The organism is Bacillus sp. XF8 (assembly GCF_017498755.1).
GTDB classification, from domain to species: domain Bacteria; phylum Bacillota; class Bacilli; order Bacillales; family Bacillaceae_G; genus Bacillus_A; species Bacillus_A bingmayongensis.
In genome coordinates, this window is sequence record NZ_JAGDQK010000023.1 from 23542 (window position 1) to 46050 (window position 22509).

The 22509-nt window shown below is 35.0% G+C and carries 20 protein-coding genes and 2 pseudogenes; 16 read left to right on the forward strand and 6 right to left on the reverse strand.

The window, feature by feature from the left end:
* Positions 1-621 carry a transcriptional repressor LexA gene (gene lexA / locus J4P91_RS15240; protein ID WP_017151386.1) on the reverse strand — a complete coding sequence of 207 codons (621 nt, stop codon included), beginning with the start codon at positions 619-621 and terminating at the stop codon, positions 1-3.
* A 142-nt stretch (positions 622-763) separates the two neighbouring features.
* Here lexA and J4P91_RS15245 point away from each other — a divergent pair, with 142 nt between their 5' ends.
* Together J4P91_RS15245 and J4P91_RS15250 are read left to right on the forward strand one after the other, a co-directional pair.
* Complete coding sequence (locus J4P91_RS15245; RefSeq protein ID WP_207994810.1) at positions 764-1420, forward strand: YneB family resolvase-like protein; 657 nt, start codon at positions 764-766, stop codon at positions 1418-1420.
* 45 nt (positions 1421-1465) lie between these two features.
* A complete protein-coding gene (locus J4P91_RS15250; RefSeq protein WP_017151388.1) occupies positions 1466-1705 on the forward strand; it encodes a DUF896 domain-containing protein in 240 nt (79 codons plus the stop codon).
* A gap of 45 nt (positions 1706-1750) precedes the next feature.
* Here J4P91_RS15250 and J4P91_RS15255 read toward each other — a convergent pair whose 3' ends face one another.
* Complete coding sequence (locus J4P91_RS15255; protein ID WP_207994811.1) at positions 1751-3334, reverse strand: bifunctional metallophosphatase/5'-nucleotidase; 1584 nt, start codon at positions 3332-3334, stop codon at positions 1751-1753.
* Positions 3335-4041: 707 nt separating this feature from the next.
* On the opposite strand from J4P91_RS15255, the gene tkt reads away from it, so the two are divergent.
* The 5 genes from tkt (at position 4042) to J4P91_RS15280 (ending at position 10580) form a co-directional block, all read left to right on the forward strand.
* Entirely contained in the window at positions 4042-6042 is a 2001-nt protein-coding gene (gene tkt / locus J4P91_RS15260) for a transketolase (RefSeq protein WP_207994812.1), read from the forward strand.
* 157 nt (positions 6043-6199) lie between these two features.
* Positions 6200-6640 carry a sporulation inhibitor of replication protein SirA gene (gene sirA, locus J4P91_RS15265; RefSeq protein ID WP_207994813.1) on the forward strand — a complete coding sequence of 147 codons (441 nt, stop codon included), beginning with the start codon at positions 6200-6202 and terminating at the stop codon, positions 6638-6640.
* A 78-nt stretch (positions 6641-6718) separates the two neighbouring features.
* Positions 6719-6940, forward strand: coding sequence for a YneF family protein (locus tag J4P91_RS15270; protein WP_003199214.1), 222 nt, complete (start codon positions 6719-6721; stop codon positions 6938-6940).
* A gap of 125 nt (positions 6941-7065) precedes the next feature.
* Complete coding sequence (locus tag J4P91_RS15275; protein ID WP_017151392.1) at positions 7066-8817, forward strand: ABC transporter transmembrane domain-containing protein; 1752 nt, start codon at positions 7066-7068, stop codon at positions 8815-8817.
* A complete protein-coding gene (locus J4P91_RS15280; protein ID WP_207994814.1) occupies positions 8817-10580 on the forward strand; it encodes an ABC transporter ATP-binding protein in 1764 nt (587 codons plus the stop codon). Before J4P91_RS15275 ends, J4P91_RS15280 begins: the two co-directional genes overlap by 1 nt.
* A gap of 25 nt (positions 10581-10605) precedes the next feature.
* On the opposite strand, the pseudogene J4P91_RS29915 reads toward J4P91_RS15280, so the two are convergent.
* Positions 10606-10731 (reverse strand): annotated as a pseudogene (locus tag J4P91_RS29915) (YxiF family protein); the annotation flags it as partial.
* Between the two features lie 250 nt (positions 10732-10981).
* Between J4P91_RS29915 and J4P91_RS15285 the strand changes: the two are divergent.
* Positions 10982-12586, forward strand: a complete 1605-nt coding sequence (locus J4P91_RS15285; protein WP_207994815.1) for an esterase/lipase family protein — start codon at positions 10982-10984, stop codon at positions 12584-12586.
* Between the two features lie 232 nt (positions 12587-12818).
* On the opposite strand, the gene J4P91_RS29430 is transcribed toward J4P91_RS15285, so the two are convergent.
* Positions 12819-12941, reverse strand: a complete 123-nt coding sequence (locus J4P91_RS29430) for a hypothetical protein (RefSeq protein WP_279538629.1) — start codon at positions 12939-12941, stop codon at positions 12819-12821.
* A 328-nt stretch (positions 12942-13269) separates the two neighbouring features.
* Here J4P91_RS29430 and J4P91_RS15290 point away from each other — a divergent pair, with 328 nt between their 5' ends.
* The 5 genes and pseudogenes from J4P91_RS15290 to J4P91_RS15310 all read left to right on the forward strand — a co-directional run bounded on the left by J4P91_RS15290 (position 13270) and on the right by J4P91_RS15310 (position 17085).
* The gene (locus tag J4P91_RS15290; RefSeq protein ID WP_207994816.1) at positions 13270-14313 is read left to right on the forward strand and encodes a nuclease-related domain-containing protein; all 1044 of its coding nucleotides are present in this window, start codon (positions 13270-13272) and stop codon (positions 14311-14313) included.
* A 37-nt stretch (positions 14314-14350) separates the two neighbouring features.
* Complete coding sequence (locus tag J4P91_RS15295; protein WP_207994817.1) at positions 14351-14926, forward strand: hypothetical protein; 576 nt, start codon at positions 14351-14353, stop codon at positions 14924-14926.
* A gap of 528 nt (positions 14927-15454) precedes the next feature.
* Entirely contained in the window at positions 15455-15601 is a 147-nt protein-coding gene (locus tag J4P91_RS15300) for a BC1881 family protein (protein WP_207994818.1), read from the forward strand.
* A 113-nt stretch (positions 15602-15714) separates the two neighbouring features.
* Entirely contained in the window at positions 15715-16470 is a 756-nt protein-coding gene (locus J4P91_RS15305) for a sulfite exporter TauE/SafE family protein (protein ID WP_207994819.1), read from the forward strand.
* Between the two features lie 30 nt (positions 16471-16500).
* Positions 16501-17085 (forward strand): annotated as a pseudogene (locus J4P91_RS15310) (DUF2238 domain-containing protein).
* Between the two features lie 307 nt (positions 17086-17392).
* On the opposite strand, the gene J4P91_RS15315 reads toward J4P91_RS15310, so the two are convergent.
* Entirely contained in the window at positions 17393-17593 is a 201-nt protein-coding gene (locus J4P91_RS15315; protein WP_017151403.1) for a DUF3903 domain-containing protein, read from the reverse strand.
* A 142-nt stretch (positions 17594-17735) separates the two neighbouring features.
* Between J4P91_RS15315 and J4P91_RS15320 the strand changes: the two genes are divergently transcribed.
* Positions 17736-18170, forward strand: coding sequence for an NUDIX hydrolase (locus J4P91_RS15320; RefSeq protein WP_207994820.1), 435 nt, complete (start codon positions 17736-17738; stop codon positions 18168-18170).
* Between the two features lie 120 nt (positions 18171-18290).
* Here the strand turns inward: J4P91_RS15320 and J4P91_RS15325 are convergent, their stop codons facing one another.
* Positions 18291-19715, reverse strand: a complete 1425-nt coding sequence (locus J4P91_RS15325) for an amino acid permease (RefSeq protein WP_207994821.1) — start codon at positions 19713-19715, stop codon at positions 18291-18293.
* Between the two features lie 266 nt (positions 19716-19981).
* Here J4P91_RS15325 and J4P91_RS15330 point away from each other — a divergent pair, with 266 nt between their 5' ends.
* Complete coding sequence (locus J4P91_RS15330) at positions 19982-20728, forward strand: IclR family transcriptional regulator (RefSeq protein ID WP_207994822.1); 747 nt, start codon at positions 19982-19984, stop codon at positions 20726-20728.
* 79 nt (positions 20729-20807) lie between these two features.
* Complete coding sequence (locus J4P91_RS15335) at positions 20808-22448, forward strand: M20/M25/M40 family metallo-hydrolase (protein WP_207994823.1); 1641 nt, start codon at positions 20808-20810, stop codon at positions 22446-22448.
* Positions 22449-22509 lie beyond the last annotated feature (61 nt).

Here is a 22509-nt window from a genome sequence, read left to right on the forward strand (position 1 = left end):
TTAATGTAAGTCACGATATACACCGATTACTTTTCCGATAACAGAAACTTTATCTAAAATGATTGGATCTAAAGAAGAGTTTTCGGGTTGCAGGCGGAAATGATCTTTTTCTTTGTAAAAACGTTTCACAGTTGCTTCATTATCTTCTGTTAAAGCAACGACAATCTCGCCATTGTATGCGGAATGTTGCTGACGAACAACAACTAAGTCTCCATCGAAGATACCAGCTTCAATCATACTGTCTCCCGAGATTCGTAACATAAATACCTGATCTGCTCCAGCAACAATGCTTGCAGGAAGTGGGAAGTGTTCCTCTACACTTTCAACTGCTGTAATTGGTAAACCAGCTGTAACTTTTCCTACAATTGGGACTTGAACAACTGATTGTGTTTCTGTTTCAATTCTCACTTCTCCTAAAATTTCAATGGCTCTTGGTTTTGTTGGATCACGTCGAATATAACCTTTTTCTTCTAGACGTGATAAATGTCCGTGCACAGTAGAACTAGAAGCAAGGCCAACCGCTTGACCGATTTCACGTACGGAAGGTGGATAACCTTTTTCCTGTACTTTTAGCTTAATGAAGTCGAGAATGTCTTGCTGGCGTTTTGTTAACTTTTCCATGTTTTTTAACACCTCGTTTTCTTTCAATTTTCTTACTTATAAGTATAACATGCGAAAAAACATTCTACAAACATAAGTTCGAACAAAAGGACGATTTGTGATACACTAAAGGAAAAATCGAAATGGGGAAGAAGGTTTTAAAATGAATGCAATCATTTATGCCCGCGTAAGCACAACGAAAGAAGCGCAAGAAACTTCATTATCACGCCAAAAAGATGAATTATTGCATTTAGCTAAGCGGTATCAAATGAATGTTGTAAAGGTAATTGAGGAGAAGGCAAGCGGCTATACGATTGAACGGGACGGTATATTAGAAGTACTAGACATGATTCGAGATGAAGAGATTGATGTGCTACTCATTCAAGATGAAACACGGCTTGGAAGAGGAAATGCAAAGATTGCCTTAATGCATTGTTTACATAAAGAAGGGATAAAAGTATATACACATACACATAATGGTGAATTACAGCTTTCTGATTCAGATTCTATGGTACTAGATATCATCGGTATTGTTGAAGAGTATCAGAGAAAGATTCATAATTTGAAGATTAAACGTGGAATGCAGCGAGCGGTAGAAAGGGGATTTCGTCCAGAAAAAAATTTAAAAAATCGTCATTTAAGTACAGGACGTGAGAAGAAAGAAGTACCGATTGAAGAAATTGTACGTCTTCGTCGTAATGAATTAACATTTGAAGAAATTGCTGCAACGCTTCGTGGTTTTGGACATGATGTATCCAAAGCAACTGTACATCGCAGGTATGTTGAATATACGAAGCAATTGCTTGAAAAACAAGACTAACTATTGTATGATAATAATCAGTTTTAAGTAGAAAGGGGATTCGAGATGCTAAGTCACGAACTCATTGAACGCATTAATTTCTTAGCGAAAAAAGCAAAAGCTGAAGGATTAACTGAAGAAGAACAACGTGAGCGCCAATCGCTCCGTGAACAATATTTAAAAGGATTTCGTCAAAATATGTTAAACGAATTAAAGGGCATTAAAGTCGTTAACGAAGAAGGTAAAGATATCACACCGGCGAAATTAAAAGCATTAAAAAAACAAGATAATGCAAAGTTAAATTAAAAGATGGGCGAAGCCCATCTTTTTTGATTTTAATAGAAAGATTTATTATTTGATAACTTTCCAATTACGATTGGTTGTCGCTTCAATTGTCCCACGCTCTAAAATATAATTTGCAATAAGCTCAGACATATCGATTGGTATATCTTTTATGATAGGCTTATTTTGATACATAAAGTAATTTCCTCCACCACTTGCGCGATAATTATTCATAACTACGTCATATTCTTGCTCAAGGTGAATGGGAGATCCGTCATATTGTAGGGAAACTACTCTTTCACCAACGGGTTTTGAAATATTTAATATGTATGAAATTCCTTCCCACATATCGTAATTATAATGCTGTGGTTTTGGCTCGATATAAGCAGGGTTTACAATAATATTCCCATCTGTATGTAACGTGAAATATTCAGCAGATAGCTCAAGTGCTTCTTTTATATCTTTTCCTGTAATTCGTATGACCTTTAATGTATTTGGATAAATATAATTTGAAACAATATCTCTCATTGTAATATGTTTTGGAAAGCCAGAAGACTCATTATGAAACAGGCTTGTACAAGAAATATGGACTCCAGCTACCTCCATCTGTACTTTATTTATAAATTCGATAAAGGGATGGTCTTGTAAACGTGTTTGCATTGCATCATAAATCAACATATCTCCTACAATGATACCGATAGGCTGGTCTAACCATTCTTGTGTTTGTTTTTCATAAGTCGACACGAGTGCAAGGACCGTTTCATCTGCTGGAATGCCTTGGACAGATAAAAGTTCCGAATGGCATTCCTTAATAATCCAGCGACTTTTATTTTGCTGTAGTTCCACATGAACTTTCCCTAATGAATGACCATTACATCCGGTTTGCAAAACTGTCACACCATTTACTTCTGTATTAGAAATATAGCGGTGTTGGTGTCCAGTTAATAATATATCGATTCCTTCTATTTCTTGACACATTGCATATCCTTGATTTTCTCCTGTTAAAATTTCAGTTGGTTCTCCGGTTTGTAGATCACGTTCAAAGCCGCCATGATATGCTACGATTAGTAAATGTGGTTGCTCCTGTTCACGAATGTAGGAAATCCATTTTTTTGTTGCCTCTAGTGCATTTTCAAATGTTAAATCTTCAATATGCTGTGATTGTTCCCAATTCGGAATGTAATGTGTTGTTACTCCTAAAATGGCAACTTTTATATCGGGATATATATGTTTGATTATATATGGTGTCCCAAAATATGGATTCTTTGTATGTTTATCTAAAATATTAGCGGCTAGATAGGGTGTATTTGCATTTGTAACAGCTTGGTTTAATACGTCCATCCCATAGTTAAATTCATGATTTCCAATAATTGCTGCATCATAATCAATATAATTGGCGATAATGGACATTGGATTTTTTTCATGCTGCATATATTTAGTGTAGTAATAGGTGAATGGGGTTCCTTGTATAAAATCACCGTTATCGATCACAATTACATGTTCATGCTGATTACGCTCTTGTGTGATACGTGTTGCAAGTTTGGCTAATCCTAATTCTGCTGTTTCGTTATTTCGATAATGAATTGGATAAACCGTACCGTGTATATCGCTCGTTAGTAGAATTTTTATATGAACAATGTTCTTCTTATTCAAGCTTATCAACCTTCTTTTTTTGTTATTTTATGATAAATCATAACAGATAATCTAGGTTTATTTTTGTTGATATTTATATGAGGAAAGTTTGAGGGAATGTTAATATTCTATGAGGTGATGGGATGTTTCATTTTTATAAGAATTTGTTCTTATGTAGCGTTATAATTACACCTTGATCAAACAAAGTACAGTATGCTAAACGTACCAATGGAGAGAATAAACATGACCACACCTGGGATGTATTTATAAGGCGATTTTGATTTTACTGAAAGATAAATAGAAATAATTGTAGTAAGGGGAAAACAACTATAAAGTTGTATGAAGCTACTTGTTCACTCATTATTCCTCCACTCTCAGCTTTTTTATTTGATATATACGATGAAAATCAATATATATTTATTTCTATTATATGCATTGTGAATTAATGGTAAATGGAGGAGGATATGGTAGATGATTAAAAAGAATATTTGCTAAAAATTTTTAGTGGTTATGCGTGAAAACACAGATAATTCCTTTTATTATTAATAAATAAACAATAAAAAAGTATGACAGATTGAATACCCATACATTCGAGAAATCACAGTTTTTTTTATAAAAAATCGAAAAAACATCAACATATTTGTCGATACATGTTGTATAATCTTGCGTGGGAAGCTATCATATAAATGTGTAAAACGTTTACTAATATAAGCGAAGGGAAGAATAGCATGTCACATTCAATCGAACAACTTTCTATCAACACGATTCGCACATTATCCATCGATGCGATTGAAAAAGCAAACTCTGGTCACCCAGGAATGCCAATGGGTGCAGCACCAATGGCTTATACATTATGGACGCAATTTATGAAACATAATCCAAATAACCCAACGTGGTTTAACCGCGATCGTTTCGTATTATCTGCAGGTCATGGTTCAATGTTATTATACAGCCTACTTCATCTATCTGGTTACGACGTAACAATGGATGATTTAAAGAACTTCCGTCAATGGGGAAGTAAAACTCCAGGACATCCTGAGTATGGTCATACAGCAGGCGTAGATGCAACTACTGGTCCACTTGGACAAGGTATTTCAACAGCTGTTGGTATGGCAATGGCTGAAAGACATTTAGCGGCGAAGTATAACCGTGATGCGTACAATGTAGTTGACCATTATACATACGCAATTTGCGGTGATGGCGATTTAATGGAAGGCGTTTCTGCTGAAGCATCTTCATTAGCTGCACATTTAGGATTAGGTCGACTTGTTGTGTTATACGATTCTAACGATATTTCATTAGACGGCGATTTAAATCGTTCATTCTCTGAAAGTGTAGAAGATCGTTATAAAGCATACGGTTGGCAAGTAATCCGTGTTGAGGATGGAAACGATGTAGAAGCAATTGCGAAAGCAATTGAGGAAGCAAAAGCTGACGAAAAACGCCCAACGCTAATCGAAGTAAGAACAACAATTGGTTTTGGTTCTCCAAACAAATCAGGGAAATCTGCTTCACACGGTTCTCCACTTGGAGTAGACGAAACAAAATTAACAAAAGAAGCATATGCTTGGACAGCTGAGCAAGACTTCCATGTATCAGAAGAAGTATATGATAACTTCCGTAAAACAGTACAAGATGCTGGTGAGACAGCACAAGCTGAATGGAACACAATGCTTGGTGAATATGCACAAGCATATCCAGAATTAGCAAATGAATTACAAGCAGCAATGAAAGGTCTTCTTCCAGAAGGTTGGGATAAAAACTTACCAACTTATGAATTAGGATCAAAAACAGCAACTCGTTCTTCTTCAGGTGCTGTAATTAACGCGATTGCTGAAGCTGTACCATCATTCTTTGGTGGATCTGCAGACCTTGCTGGTTCTAACAAAACATACATGAATAACGAAAAAGACTTCACAAGAGCTGACTACAGCGGTAAAAATATTTGGTACGGTGTACGTGAATTTGCAATGGGTGCAGCAATGAACGGTATCGCACTTCATGGCGGTTTAAAAACTTACGGTGGTACGTTCTTCGTATTCTCCGATTACTTACGCCCAGCAATCCGTCTTGCAGCATTAATGCAATTGCCTGTAACATATGTGTTTACACATGACAGTATCGCTGTTGGTGAAGATGGTCCAACACATGAACCAATCGAGCAATTAGCAGCGCTTCGTGCAATGCCAAACGTATCTGTTATCCGTCCTGCTGATGGTAACGAGTCTGTTGCAGCTTGGAAATTAGCTTTAGAATCTACAAATAAACCAACTGCATTAATCTTAACTCGTCAAGATCTTCCAACATTAGAAGGTGCAAAAGACGATACGTATGAAAAAGTAGCAAAAGGTGCATATGTAATTTCTGCAAGCAAGAAAGAAACTGCAGATGCAATCTTACTTGCGACTGGTTCTGAAGTAAGTTTAGCGATTGAAGCACAAAAAGCATTAGCAGCAGATGGCATTGATGCAGCTGTTGTTAGCATGCCATCTATGGATCGCTTTGAAGCACAATCTGCTGAATACAAAGAATCTGTATTACCAAAAGCAGTAACGAAACGTTTCGCAATCGAAATGGGTGCTACTTTCGGATGGCATCGTTATGTTGGTCTTGAAGGAGATGTACTAGGTATCGATACATTCGGTGCTTCTGCTCCTGGTGAAAAGATTATGGAAGAGTATGGATTCACTGTGGAAAATGTTGTTCGTAAAGTAAAAGAAATGCTTTAATGATTTGTGAAAAATCTCTCCGGCATGGAGAGATTTTTCTATGTAAATGAGCTTATTCGACAGAAAAAGTTTTTTCTTTCTCCGTAGTCAGACAATCATTGCATATTTTCTTTTATATAATGTAGAGAAAAAGGTTGTCCAGAGCGGGAGGGAAAGTATGAAAACGTATGAATTGTATTTAATTCAAGAAGATATTGCGAAGGCATACTTTGGTCGGGAGTATTTATTTTTTGATTTATTTGCTCGATTTTCAGAATCTGGTTCCCTTTCGGAAAAGAAAGTGTTATATAAACAGATGATGTATATTACGATGCCATTACAAGTAATGAAAATTCACCATAAATTAGAACAGGTTTTACGTTGCTTTGGAAAGTATGATAGAACACATCATACACACAAGCTTTATACTGGGGCAGAATACGGCGAAATAACGGTGAAATCACAATATATTCAAATGAGTACATCTGGAAATGTATCGATGGAAACAACTTTCTTTGAAGTGCTCAGGAAATGTGAATTGACATTTTTAGCAATGGATTATGACAATAAAAAGTATGGTTGGCTAAATCCTCTGAAACAAGCACGAACATATGTGTAAAAAATGTCGAATACAATCTTGTCTTATTGAAAAGGTTTTAGTACACTGTAAGGTAGACAACATGAAGGAGGAAAATATATGTCAATTTGGGTAGTTGTTCTAGTGGGCGTATTAGCACTAGTAGCAGGCGTGGCGTTAGGATTTTTCATCGCCCGCAAATATATGATGAATTACTTGCAAAAAAATCCACCAATCAATGAACAAATGTTAAAAATGATGATGATGCAAATGGGACAAAAACCATCCCAAAAGAAAATCAATCAAATGATGAGCGCAATGAACAAACAACAAATGAAATAAGCGCTAAAGGGACACTCGACAAGAGTGTCCTTTCCTTTTGGAAAACTTTGGCGCTTAAAACTTTTAAAAATTCTGTATTTTTGATAAACTGAAAACATCGCTCATTTCAAGGGGAGGGGGATATAATGAAGGTATTTTTTAATTTAGCGTGGTTTTTTAAACAAGAAAAACGGGCGTACATAACGGGAATTATTTTGTTATTTGGTGTAGCGCTTCTTGAGCTTGTTGCACCAAAAGTAATTGGAATTGTCGTAGACGAAATTAACAACCAAACGCTAACCTCTGAAAAGTTGTTACAGTGGGTTGTTCTTTTAGTGGCTGTCGGGATTACAATGTATATATTACGTTACATATGGCGTATTATGATTTTTGGGTCTTCTTTAAAGCTTGCGCGCCAATTACGGAAAAATTTATATGAACATTTTACAAACATGAGTCCGTCTTTTTATCAATCACATCGTACTGGGGACTTAATGGCACATGCAACGAATGATATTCAAGCAATCCAACAGACAGCTGGAGCGGGCGTTTTGACGCTTGTTGATTCGTTAGCCGTAGGTGGATGTGTGCTAGTGGCTATGGGTTTTACAATTAGTTGGAAGTTAACATTGTTAAGCTTAATTCCGATGCCAATTGTAGCGATTTCGACTAATTATTATGGTACTTTATTACACAGACGTTTTCATAAAGCACAGCAAGCGTTTTCTGAAATCAATGACAAAGTACAAGAAAGTATGAGCGGGATGAAGGTGATACGCTCACTTGGTCAAGAAAAGGAAGATTTACAAGCATTTCGAACAAAGTCAGAAGATGTTGTGCAGAAAAATATGTTAGTTGCGCGTATCGATTCATTGTTTGATCCAACAATTTCTCTTATTGTTGGTTTTTCATTCTTAATCGCTGTGTGTTATGGCTCATTATTGGTTGTTCGCGGAGAACTGACAGTTGGTGAGTTAATTACATTTACAACATATTTAGGGACGCTTGTTTGGCCGATGCTCGCATTTGGTTGGCTGTTTAATATTATGGAACGTGGCCGTGCTTCATATGACCGTGTGGAAAAAATATTATCTCAAACTTCAGATGTTGTAAGTAGAGAAGGAGCAATAAATAAAGATGCAAGTGGTGATATAACGTTTGCAATTGATACATTTTCCTATAAGAAAAATGAAACTCTTAATTTAGAAGATATTCATTTCACATTAAAAAAGGGCGAAACATTGGGTATTGTTGGCCGCACTGGTGCAGGGAAAACTACATTGTTAAAATGTTTAATTAGGGAATATGATCATTTTAATGGATCGCTGCAAGTTGGAGGGAAAGATATTCGTGATATGACGCTTCATGGAATTCGATCTGCTATTTCGTATGTTCCTCAAGACCATTTCCTATTTTCAGCAAGTATAGGTGAAAATATTGCATTTGGAAAGGCTGATGCTACATATAAAGAAATTGCACGTGCTGCTGATATAGCTTGTATTCATGATGATATTGTTCAATTTTCAGAAGGGTATGATACGGTAGTAGGCGAACGAGGGGTATCGTTATCAGGTGGACAAAAGCAACGGATTTCTATCGCCCGGGCCTTACTAACAAATGCTGAAATTTTAATTTTAGACGATTGTCTATCCGCAGTTGATGCAAAGACAGAGGAAACAATTTTAACAGCGCTGAAACGAGAAAGAGAGCGAAAAACAACGATTATTACAGCGCATCGGTTAAGTGCCATTCAACATGCAAATCTTATCCTTGTTATTGATGAAGGGAAAATTGTAGAGCGTGGTACACATGAGCAACTAATGGGGCAAGAAGGTTGGTATAAAGAGATGTATGAAAGCCAGCAGTTAGAAGCATTAGTTGAGAAGGGAGGCATATAATGGCTGAGAAAAAAAGAAGCGATTTATGGCGATTACTTTCTTATATGAAACCATATAAAGGCTTATTGTCGCTGGCATTTCTACTTCTAGTTGGGGCAACTGTTACAGAAATGATGGGCCCGTTTTTAATTAAGCAGTTTCTCGATGAACATTTAGTTCCTCGTAACTTTGAACAGTCAGCACTTGTGACTCTATTTGTTGTATATATGATTGCTCATTTACTAAAGGTTTTATTTACGTATTTAAATTTATTATATTTCCAAAATATTGCATTCAAAATTGTGCAAGACATGCGGGTTGAAGTGTATGAACATGTACAAAGGTTGTCACTAAGCTTTTTTGATCGTACGCCAATTGGTACTCTCGTATCCCGTATTACCAATGATACCGAAGCAATTAAAGATTTCTATGTCAGTGTGTTATCAACATTTGTAAAAAATGTCGTGTTTTTAATCGGGATTTTAGTGGCGATGTTTTTATTAGATGTAAAACTTGCATTGTTCTCTCTTTTATTAATTCCAATTATGTTGACGATTATGGCGATGTATCGCAGGAAAAGCTCTGTTTTTTATTTAGAACTCCGCAATCAATTAAGTATTTTAAATGCAAAGCTTAATGAATCGATTCAAGGGATGAATATTGTGCAAGTATTTCGCCAAGAAAAACGGATGCGAAAAGAATTTGAAGAAGTGAATGATAAGCATTACGGTGCCGGGCGCCGTACGTTAAAACTAGATGCATTGTTTTTACGCCCGGCAACAGATCTTGTTCATATTGTGGCGATTGCATTAGTGCTCGCATTATTTGGAATAGATGCATTGAATAGTCCGGTTGAAGTTGGTGTATTATACGCTTTTGTTAACTATATTCATCGTTTCTTCCAACCTGTAAATGAAATGATGATGAAACTCTCTTTCTTCCAGCAAGCACTTGTTTCTTCATCACGTGTCTTTCATTTGATGGATGAAAAAGATTTAGCACCTGTTCAACAAGGGAATGAAGAGCCGAAAGTGCACGAAGGAGAAATTGAATTTAAAGATGTTACATTTTCATACGATGAAAAACGTGATGTTTTAAAAAATGTATCTTTCCATGTAAAACCTGGGCAAACAGTAGCTTTTGTTGGGCACACTGGAAGCGGGAAAAGTACAATTATGAACTTATTGATGCGTTTTTATGATATTAAGTCAGGTAGTGTTTTAATAGACGGTGTAAACTTAGAAAAATTTGAAGAGCAGGAAATTCGAAAGAGAATTGGACTTGTACTTCAAGATGCATTCTTGTTTGCTGGAAATGTAAAACAAAACATTCGTATGTATAATGAAAGCATTACTGATGAAGAAGTAGAAGAAGCTGCTAGATTTGTGCAAGCAAATACGTTTATTGAAAAGTTACCAGAGCGGTATGATACAGAAGTAGTAGAAAGAGGGGCTGCGTTCTCAAGTGGACAAAGGCAACTCATTGCTTTTGCAAGAACAATTGCGACAAATCCGAAAGTGTTAGTATTAGACGAAGCGACGGCAAATATTGATACAGAAACGGAAGAAGCAATTCAAACAGCATTGCAGCGCATGCGAAAAGGTAGAACAACAATTGCAATCGCACACCGCTTATCTACTATTCAAGACTCTGACCAAATCTTTGTTATGCATGATGGGGAAATTGTAGAAAGAGGAACACATCAAGAGTTACTGAGTAAGCAAGGGTTGTATTACAATATGTATTTACTTCAGAATAGAGGAAGCCTTCAGAAAGCCTTGTAGTATTGAGGTTTTGAAGGCCTCTTTTTTATTCTTTTAAAAATACCCTCACTGCTGTAATTTCTGCTACACCCCACATACTGAATTCGTAATGATACTCTGTTCTTTCAATACATACACCAATTTCTAAATCATCTCCAACTAATATAAAATCAGTGAGTTTTTTGTTGAGAAACATTTGTACTATTGATGAATGAAAGGAATTAAGAAGTACAGGAAGAATATCGTTTATAAAGAATAAAACGATGTGGTCAAGCTATCATATTCATTAATTGAATAAATATGACCCTTAGAAATTTTAGAAGAAAATGAGACCTAGAAATTATAGAAGTTATTGCATTGCAATAGCATAGCAAGCTATAAACTCTGCATCGTCTTTCGGAAAAAAAAAAGGAGGGGTTATTATGCAAGTGTCGTTTAAGAGATGTATGGTGTTGATTGCTACATTCATTTTACTTGTTACTTCTGTTGGTGGTGTTGCAACTGCTGAGACAAATACTACGCCAATTTATAGGGAGATGCTTCCACCAAAAGAAACATTTAATCCAGGAGATTGGTTTTTAGGTGAGAAGCCTTTAAATTATGATGAAAATAGGCCACCGATTGTTTTTGTACAAGGGAGAAATGGAAGTGCAGATAGTTGGTATGGAAAAACAGTTTATCACGATGTAAACGACATGTATGAGTATGCTTATCGTGCAGGATATCAAACTGTATTTATTCAATTATACGATGCAGCTGGAAAGGGATCTGCAAGTCAGTGGGACAATGGTAAATTGTTGGCTATCAAGCTAGAGGAGATTTATAATCATTTTGGGAAAAAAGTGAATATTGTGGCTCATAGTAAAGGTGGAATTGACACCCAAGCAGCACTCATTCAATATGGTGCGAATCGTTTTGTAGGAAAAGTTATTACACTAGCTTCGCCGCATTATGGATCAAATTTAGCAGACTTATCCTATAGTTGGTGGGCAGGGTGGTTGGCGTCATTACTTGGGCAAAGAGACGATGGCACTTATTCTTTACAAACAGGTGAAATGGCACAATTTCGTTCCGTAATAGATAACAATCCGAATGTTAAATTGAATCGCTATTATACAGTTGCAGGTACTAGTTGGGGACCGGCTTTCTCTGCTTTATCTTTAGGCGGATTATATCTTTCCGCGTATGGCTCTAATGATGGTTTAGTGAATGAATGGAGTACAAAATTACCTTATGGAATACATTTATTTACCGATTCTAGATTTGATCATGATGATATTCGAAAAGGTTCGGCCGTCTTTTCTCGAATCGAACCATATTTACGTACTTCTACCGCTACATTCGTTCCTTATACTTTAAATAATAATAGGGAATTTGTTGATAATTTAAATACTACTTCTAATCAAACCGTTTTAGGTGGAGAATTGGAGCCGAATAAATGGGTTGATCAAAAGATTGCCATAGATACAAAAACAGAAGGTGTTGTCTCTGTGTTAACAGCATCTTCAGAAGTGAACATACAACTTATTTCTCCGTCGGGCAAAGTATATACGAATGAAGATAGTAAGTTTACGGTAGGAGATGAAACTTCCTACTTTAAGGGTGCGTCCATTCGAACATTTAAAATAAATCAAATGGAAATCGGGGAATGGCATGTTAAAATAATGACAGCACATGCAAAAGATGCTTATGTGATTGTTACTGACTACAAACAAAAAGCACCATTTACTTTGAAAATGCCAGGGAAAATCAAAGCGAAAAAGGCTGAATTTCAATTGAAACAATCTACTAAAGAACCAATAAAACAAGAGAATCTTTCTTTCACTGTACGAGTTGTTGATCGAGAAGGAAATTTAGTATCGCAATCGAATCAGCTACAAAAGTGGGATGAAGATACGTTCACAGGTTCTTTGAATCATATTAAAAAATCAGGTGTATATAATGTGACGATTGATATTAAAGGTACTAACCCAGAAGGTAAAGCTTATACTCGTACGATTGTACGTTCTGTGTATATAGAAGAATAAAAAGTATGAGGCAGTACACTTTAAATCTTATTTTATGATTGAATTATTAAATATACTCTTTTCAAAAAGATATAGAAATATGTAAAGAAAATGGAGGGAATATAGTAAAAAATCAGGTCTATATACAGTGAAGCAAAGGGTTATCAAAATACAAGAGGTCTTCAGGGGAAACTGAGAGAACAAGGTTTTCCTGAAGGCTTTTTTATACTAGCATATCTGATTATCGATATTTTTACTGCTCTTGTTTATGAAAATACATTTTCCCAATTTTTTCTGGAGATTCTGATGGATAATATTGATATACAACTATTTTCGCATCTCCAAATTCTTTGTTCATCGTTATATGAATGGCCATAAGTAATCTTCTCCTTTGTATTGAGGAATCCTCTCCGTCTACTTATATTTATATTGATATACAACTATCTCTTCATCTTCAAACTCTTTATTCATCGTTAAATGTATTGCTATATGTAAAAATCCCCCTCGTATATTTTCTATATATTCGGAACTCTCTGTGGTTGAGCATTTCTAGTTTTCAAGTTACCTGAAATTTTTTATAGCAAATAAAGTATGCAAAATATATCTAAGTTTTGCAGAGCATTATTATAATACGTAGTATAATAGATTAAAACTGAATTTAAAAATTTAGGTAATATTTTACTAAGGCATAAAGGAGAAAAAAGATGGAATACGTACTTATATGTGTAATTTTAGCATTATTAGCCGGAGTATTTGTACTGTTTTATAAGAATAAGCAGTTAGAATCAGAGAACCAACAAGTAGAATTTGAAAAGACAAAGTCAATAGAAAACTATCAAAGCGAGATGGCTGCAACTGTAGCGGATTATGAAGAAAAGCAAGAGACATTAAAAAACATAGAACGTAAAAAGTACAATAATTTAAAAGAGAGTGCAGCTAGAGAAGTAGAAAGCATGAGAGTGATGAAGAATCAATTAGCGATGCAATATAGTAAAGAGCGTAGTGAAATGCAACAGAAACATAGTAACGAGATCCATATGTTCCAAAATTTAATTACAGAATTAAGATCGTATTCTAGAAATGGTGAAGAAATGAATACGCATGAAATATTACATTATATGAAACGAGGGTTTGTTCAGCAAGGAATCATAGCTGAAGACGAACTACATATTATTCCAAATATATTTCTTCCTAAAGTACATAGTAGAAACGGAAATAAAATGGGACATACTCGAGTTGATCATATATTGTTATCGACAACAGGAATATATGTAATTGAGACAACAAAGTGGCAAGGAAGAATGATACATGGATTAACGAAAGAAAATGCAGGAGTATATTCATTTATGATTGATGAGATTGGTAAGTATCAACATGAATATGAGAAGGAAGAGACATTTGTTTTTATGAAAAAGGGAGATTCAATGACTCTAAAGGTAGAAAATGTTGGGAACCCTGTTTATAAAGCGAAACGCCTCTCAACAATTTTATATGATTACTTGAAAGAGTTAAATCCGCAAGTTCTAAAAGAAGAAGTAAAGTCAATTGTATATTTCGGGAATGAGACAAAGGGAAGTGAGAATGAAATGATCGATCTTTCCAATGAAGTACTGCCTAGGTTGAAAGATAGAGAGCAACTTGTTACTTATTTTAGAAATGAAAGAATGGAAGGGGAAATACTATATACAGTGCAAGAATTACAAGAGATAAAAGAAATGATCAAGCGCATGGAAGAGGGAAAGGTGTAAAAGAAAAATATGATGTGTGGTAAGAGGGGGGAGGTTATTGGGGAAATATAGAGATTTTCTATTGTGGGGAACATTGTATGTATATATTGTTTTATATATGTTCGTATATCTTGCTTTCATATTTATCATTAGTATGATTCATTCGTCTTATAGTATGGTTAGTGTTTTAGCGGTATCGCTTCCGTTTATTCTTTTATTTGTTATTCAGTGGATCATTTCACATTTTTCTGTAGGTGATAATAAGGGGACATATAAGAGAAGATTTAAAGGGATTACAATTTTGGGAGCAATATTATTTAGTATTTGTATTGTACAACTAGGTGTAAATGAGTATAATTCGAAGTTTCATGCAGATAGATGGTTAAAAAATGAACAGAAACGAGTATATATGGTAGATGATCTTCTGGCTAAACATAAACTAGTAGGAAAATCTAAGAAAGAAATTATACAACTATTAGGAAATCCAACTGAAACAAGGCGTTTTGAGGAAACGACTCAAACTTTGTACTATCTTGGCGATGAGAGAGGCTTCATTTCTATAGATAGTGAGTGTCTTGTTCTTCAATTTGATAATAATGATAAGATTATAAAGTATACAATACAAAAAGACTAAAATAGTATGAAATAAGGAACAGAAGACATATAAGATTGAGGGTCTTCTGTTTTTTAGTTGGAAAATATCTGAAATGAGTTTGAAATTTCGCAGATTTAGTACGACGTTATAAAAATAGATGGAATAAAAATGGGAGATATTATAAAATTGTATATGTTGAATATAAAGATAATAGAAAAGGGGATATGTATATGGAAGATTTACAAACACTCGGTTCATTCTTTTTAGGCCTAGGTACTATGTTCGCGGGATTAGGGGTACTGCTTGCAGGTATTGGTGTCTATACAAAATTTTCACGTGAATCAAAATGATGAAAGCATCCGTACAGGATGCTTTTTTATTTTTTTTCAATATGTTACAAAAAGGAATCATATATTCTTTATGGAATTAAGGAATGAAAATGGGAAGGAGAGTGTATATATAGATGCATTGGAACAATGTTATAAATTTAGATTCCAGTTCCATAACGAAATATTACTAATGAAAAGTAAAGGTTTTAGGAAACAAGAATGAAAAGGAGGTAAGACGGTGAAGAAAATACCGACTGAGGTCCTGAGTAAGGAATTGATGGAAAGAGAAGGGGTTATATCTATTACAGTTAAAGAATTTGAGAAAATTGAAGTAGCTGGAGTGGTGGTATCTGGACCAGCTGTAATATTAATTAATCAAGATTAGCAGAGTACATAAGTGAATATAGAAAAATAGTGAAAAGCATCCTGCGTGGATGCTTTTTTATTTGCTTAAAAAAAGAAATATATTGGATAATAGAGCTATTGGAGGGAAAGAAAGTGGCTATTATTATTACAATGTTTCTAATGGGTGTTTTATTAGGTTTTGTTGGAGCAGGTGGAGCTGGATTTATTATTGGTGTACTGACTCTCGTATTTCAAGTTCCAATTCATATAGCTCTTGCGACATCGCTAACTGCAATGGCATTTACAACATTTTCTGGAGTGGTGAGTCATTACAGAGAAGGGAATGTTACATTGAAAATTGGTAGCATTGTTGGGGGATTTGGAGCTGTTGGATCATATATTGGTTCTAAATTTGGAGCGGTGATTCCAGCACATCTTCTTCATTGGTTTACAGCTAGTATGTTGTTTTTATCAGCGATATTTATGTTTATTCGATTACTTTTTTTTCAAAATCAAAAGAAAATGTCTATGAACATAGGAGAGAAGGCATCTGTTGTTGTATTAGGGAAATGTCTTTTGTTAGGTTTAATAACTGGTGGATTAGCAGGTGCTTTTGGGATTGGATCAGCACCTTTTATTCAGCTAGGACTCATGGTGTTGTTAGGTTTATCGATTCAACAGTCAGTTGGGACCACAATGCTTATTATTCTACCAATCGCCATTGGTGGTGGGATTGGATATAGCTCTGAAGGGTATTTAGATTATTTATTATTAGTACAAGTTTTAATTGGAACGATGCTAGGAGCATATTTAGGAGCGAAGTTTACAAACTATGCACCTCGTGCAATTTTGAAATTTTCGATGATTATGACACCTATTTTAGCTGGATGTATGTTATTAATGGAATAAGGTCTATAAAATATTGGGGAGGAAAGTGGTGTGACGGTTCATCTTCACAAATTACTATGTGCAAGTTTTTGGGTTACGTTATTCATATCAGGAATCTATCTGAACGATTTTTTCACATGGTGTTTAGAGGTAGCTCCCGCAGTTATTTTAGTACTTATATTACTTACTACATATCAGAGATTTCAATTTTTAACATATATATATGGATTTGGATTCATATGTTAATATTGCTCATTGGAGGACATTATACATATGCAGAAGTACCACTATTTAATTATCTTCGTGATACTTTTGATTTAGAAAGAAATTACTACGATCGTGTTGGGCATTTTATGCAAGGATTTGTTCCTACATTATTAATAAGGGAAATACTTGTAAAGGTAGTTGGGATTCAGAAAAAAGGATGGTTAGAACTACTTGTGATATCAGTTTGTTTAGCATTTAGTGCATTTATACGAGTTGTTAGAGTTTGCAGTTGCAAAATTAACGGGGACAGGAGCAGAAGCATTTCTTGGAACGCAAGGAGATGTTTGGGATACACAATGGGAAATGACATTTGCGTTAATTCGAGCGGTATTAGCAATGATAGTTTTCCGCGGTAAGAAAACTATATAGCAATTCATTAATATGTTTTACGTATGAATTATGTAAGTAATTCATATTTCCCATATAAAAGGATTTAATATAATATAATGGGTGTAATGTTCGAGTATTCGACGTATTACTAGTATTATATCCCTATCCCTTTTCTAAAAATGCGAACAAGTTTTGCCCTATTCTATTCAATATTAATTGTATAGAAATATATTGTTCGATGCCCATTATGGAACGTACATAATGGGAAAATCCCGATCCTTAAAGAGGATGCCCCTAATCTTCATGTGAAAATATGATCGGATGAAGAAAGCTGACCAATTCATGGTCAGCTTTCTTTTTTGTGTAAAAATAATTCTTCGGTAATTTCGGTTTGTAATAGCAGTGTTTTTCCAAAGCGACGTTTGCATTCATCTCTTACTTTTTGAATGGCAAGTGCATGAGAAGTGGCAGACACGGTGACAGTTGCTTGCCGAGATTTTCGGTTTTCTTCACAAAAGACACACTCCACAACATATTTAGAAATCATACTCTCATCCTTCCGCTTGAATTTCTAGGAATGAGTTGTCTTCGAAGTTGATATAATCTTTCGTTACAAATTCAACATTTTCCTCTATTTTCAAGGAGAAGAATAGGGTAAGAAAGAATATTAGGTACGGGAGGAGAGACACATGAAAAGATGGATTGGAGCGGCAGCTATATGCGTGAATGAAAAAAATGAAATTTTGATGGTATTACAAGGAAAGAAAGATGAACCGAAAAGGTGGTCAGTGCCAAGTGGTGGACAAGAAGAAGAAGAAACGCTTGAAGAGTGTTGTATTCGTGAAGTTTGGGAAGAAACTGGCTATCATGTAGAAATTATAAATAAAATATATGAAAAAAAGGGCGTAACATATGGTATACCCGTTTATGTACATTATTATCTTGTAAAACAAATAGGAGGTTCTATGAATATTCAAGATCCAGATGGACTCATTTATGAGATTGATTGGAAGGATGTTCATGAATTAAGAGAAATCTCTTTCGCCTTTCCAGAGGATTATGAGTTGCTATTAAGGTATGTAAATGGTATGGACAAAAATAGGGGAACTGTATCTGAAAAATGAAGGAAGGGTAATTTACTAGTTTACACAAAAGGTAATAGAATTAGCGCCAATGATATAAGACCGCACATTAATTAAGAGTAATGTGCGGTCTTATATGTATCGGGATTATTAATTATAGTATTACGAAGTTTCGCTAATTTTGTTTTCTGTATGAGTGTTATTAGTAGTTCTTTTCTTTATCTTGATGTAATAGTAAGTATAACAAAAGATGATGAATGGTACAGTGCAATAGATACCTAGTCTTTGATCTGGAATAAAGATAAGACTTATTAATATAATGCCATACAATCCAAAACCAAGAATTGGTACAAGAGGATAAAGTGGAGTTCTGAATTTTAAGTCTTCTAATTTTCCACCTTCGGCTAAATAATGTTTGCGAAAAAAGAATTGAGAAACACAAATTGACATCCAAACAATGATTGTAATGACTCCGGAAATTGAAATCAGCCATAAGTAAACAGTTTCAGCAGCTACAACACTTGTCAAAAGAGAAAAAGCAGAAATAGCTATCGTCATGATTAAAGCGTATAGGGGTATCCCACGCGATGATAATTTCTTTAAAAAGGCTGGAGCCATATCGTTTTTTGATAACGACCAAAGCATTCGAGTTGCGGCGTACAATCCTGAGTTTGCGACAGAAAGAACAGCAGTAAGAATAACAAAGTTCATAATATCAGCTGCATATGGAATTCCAATGTTATCAAACACAGCAACAAATGGGCTCTTTGTTAATCCTGCTTGTTCCCAAGGAATTAAAGCCACGAGGACAAAGATTGCTAAGACGAAGAAAAACATCGTGCGCCATATAATATTTCTAATAGAACGCGGTAAAGTTTTTGCAGGATTTTCACTTTCACCGGCTGCGATTCCGACAAGTTCCGTACCTTGAAAGGAATAATTAACTGTAACCATTGTTAGTAAGATAGCGGCAATTCCATTTGGGAATAAACCACCATGATTTATGAAATTTGAAAAAAGCGGTGCTGGTTCGTTGCCTTTTAAATCAATCAAACCAAACATAGCGGCGCCGCCAAGGATAATGAAAGCGATGATAGCAGATACTTTAATACTTGAAAACCAAAATTCTGTTTCTGCATAACTACGAGCGGATAACGCGTTAATGGTGAATATTGTAACGCCAAATATTAAACACCAAACCCATACGGGAATATCAGGAAACCAGCGTTGCATTGTAATACCGGCAGTTGTAAATTCAAGGCCAGTAGTATTCGCCCAGCTTAGCCAATATAACCATCCGATGGTAAACCCAGTTGCGGGATTTATGTACTTGGTTGCATATTCTTGGAAGGAACCTGAAACTGGCATTGCTACAGCAAGTTCACCAAGACATAGCATAACGAAATACATTAATAATCCACCAGCAATAAAGGCGAGTACGGATCCCCCAGGACCAGCTTGTCTTATAATAAAACCAGATCCGTTAAATAACCCCGTTCCAATTACACCACCCAGTGCAATCATGAACAAATGTCTACTTTTCATCGTGCGCTTTAATTCATTATTTGTATTGCTTAATTGCGTCATTGTTTTCCTCACTTTCATAATTGATAGGGTGAAAATCAGATGATTTTTCCGTATTATGGAATGTGTTCCGTGATGTAGAATCTTGTTTTAATTTTCAGATAATTAAAAAGAAAAGTCAATATTTTTTTGTTGCGTTTTCAAATTTCAGATATTGTATTTTTATTGTTTTGAAAATTTTATATTTTCATTGATTTCAGTTTGGATTTTTGCTAAATTGATAGTTAATTAAGGTTACGAACATATTACAAGTAAAGTTGAGGCGAGTTATGGTACAGTCCATTGATCGAGCGATAGGTATTATTAAGTTATTGAATTCTATAAATGACAAAGAATATTGGGCTATTTCTGATATAGCTGATAGAACACATCTCCCAGTTAGTACAGTACATAGGTTACTTAACTCTCTGATGGAGCATGGATTAGTTACGCAAATTTCAGAAACAAAACAGTACACAACTGGACCAATGTGGATGGAAATAGGATTACGCCAATTAGAGAAGGTAGACTACAGATCTGTTGCAAGAGAAGTGATGAAGCGTTTGGCTTCTGAAGTTGAAGAAAGTGTTTACTTGAATATTCCAAATGGAACACATTCTATTATTATTGAAAGAGTGGATAGCCCGTTAAAAATTCGAGTTATCGATAACTTAGGGGAACAGATTCCTCTTTCGATTGGCGCCGCAAATAAAACGATGCTTGCCAATATGAAAACGAATGAAATGGAACACATTGTAGAACATTTACTTTCTTTTTTACCAGAACAAAAGCAAGTTCTTTTTGATCAACTAAAGCAGATAAGAAATGAAGGATATGCTGTGAGTTATGGGGAGAAAACAGAAGGAACAGCTTCAGTAGCTGCACCTATTATAGGATTTAATCATAAAGTAGTAGGAGCATTAAGTATTGGGTTAATTAGTCATCGTATTAACGATGATCGACTATCTTTTCTTATTAGTAAAGTAAAACAAGCAGCTAGTGAAATATCAATAAAAATCGGCAGAACATCAGAATAATAATTTTGATAGCCTGTCGTCATTTTTTATTCGTATAACGGAAACGAATTTCATTATGTGGAAAAATAGGAGGATTTATATGTCAAAGTGGCAATCAAAAGAACAATTGGTTCAATTATTAAGCAATCTTGTTGAAATTCCTAGTATTACTGGGTCGGAAGCTGAAGTTATATTGCCAGATTTTGTTGTGGAACAATTATCTGCTTTAGATTACTTCAAACAAAATCCGCATCATTTGCAAAAAAATCCGACGGGAGATGGACGTTATTTCGTTACTGCTCTAGTAAAGAAAAATAATAATACAAAAAATACCGTAATTCTTGTTAGTCACTTTGACGTTGTAGATGTACAGGATTATGGAGTGTGGAAAGCAGATGCATTTCATCCTAAAAAACTAACATCTATGTTTTATTCCCATAAAGATGAGCTACCAGATCATGTACGTGAAGATATAGAACAAGGGGAGTGGCTATTTGGTAGAGGAACTATGGATATGAAATGCGGTCTAGCTTTGCAAATGGCGATGGTTGAGCAAGCTTGTGAAGGGAGATTTGATGGGAATGTCCTTTTATTAGCTGTTCCAGATGAAGAAGTAAACTCTGTAGGGATGAGAGCTGCTGTTCCAAGATTATTAGATTTAGCAAAAGAACATAACTTAGAATATAAAACGGTCCTAAATTCAGAGCCTATGTTTACGCGTCATCCTGGTGATCAAAATAAGTATATTTACACTGGTTCCATTGGTAAGGTGTTACCTGGTTTTCTTTGTTATGGAAAAGAGACACATGTAGGCGAACCTTTTGCAGGATTAAATGCGAATTATATGGCTTCATTATTAACAGCTGAATTAGAGTTGAATACGGAACTTTGTGATATTGTAGAAGGTGAAGCGAGTCCTCCACCAACTAATTTGTTTCAAAGGGACTTAAAGGAGGATTATTCTGTACAAATTCCTCATCGTGCAGTCACATTGTTTAATTTGTTCTTACTAGAAAAAACGATGACAGATGTAATCTCGTTGTTACATCAAAAGGTAACGAAAGTAGCAGAGAAAATCGAAGAGTCGTATGAGAAGCAAGCATATCGTTTTTCTAAGTATAATCCGTTCATACCACCTAATCTCAAAGTAAATGTATTAACATATGAAGAGCTTATCACTTATGCAATTGAACAACATGGGCAAGAAAAAATAGATGATATTCAATCTACTGTTATAAAAAATAGGGAAGATAAAGATGATCGTGCGGTAACAATTGATTTAGTTGATAAATTAGCTATTTTATGTAAAGAAAAGGCACCGATGATTGTACTTTTCTTTGCCCCGCCGTACTATCCAGCTGTGAGTTCCCGCCGCAATTCTTTAATTAAAGAGGTAGTTGTGGAAATGGAAAGATATGCTCACTACAATCATGGAATTACATTTAAAAATCAAAATTATTTTGGGGGAATTTCAGATTTGAGTTATGTCGGCTTACAATACCCAGCTGATTCGATGAGTTCACTTGTAGACAATATGCCATTATGGAATAAAGGTTATTCGATTCCACTTCAGGAATTAGAAGAGTTTGATGTTCCAGTATTAAATATGGGGCCAGTAGGAAAAGATGCACATCAATGGACGGAACGTCTGGACGTAAATTACGCATTTGAAACGCTATTAGATATGTTACCTATATGTATTGAAAAATTACTTGTTCCTAATAAGATTACACAGCCATAGTTAAATCGAAATTCTAATTAAAATTAAGAAAAGGATAGAAACTGTAGTGTTATTCTACAGG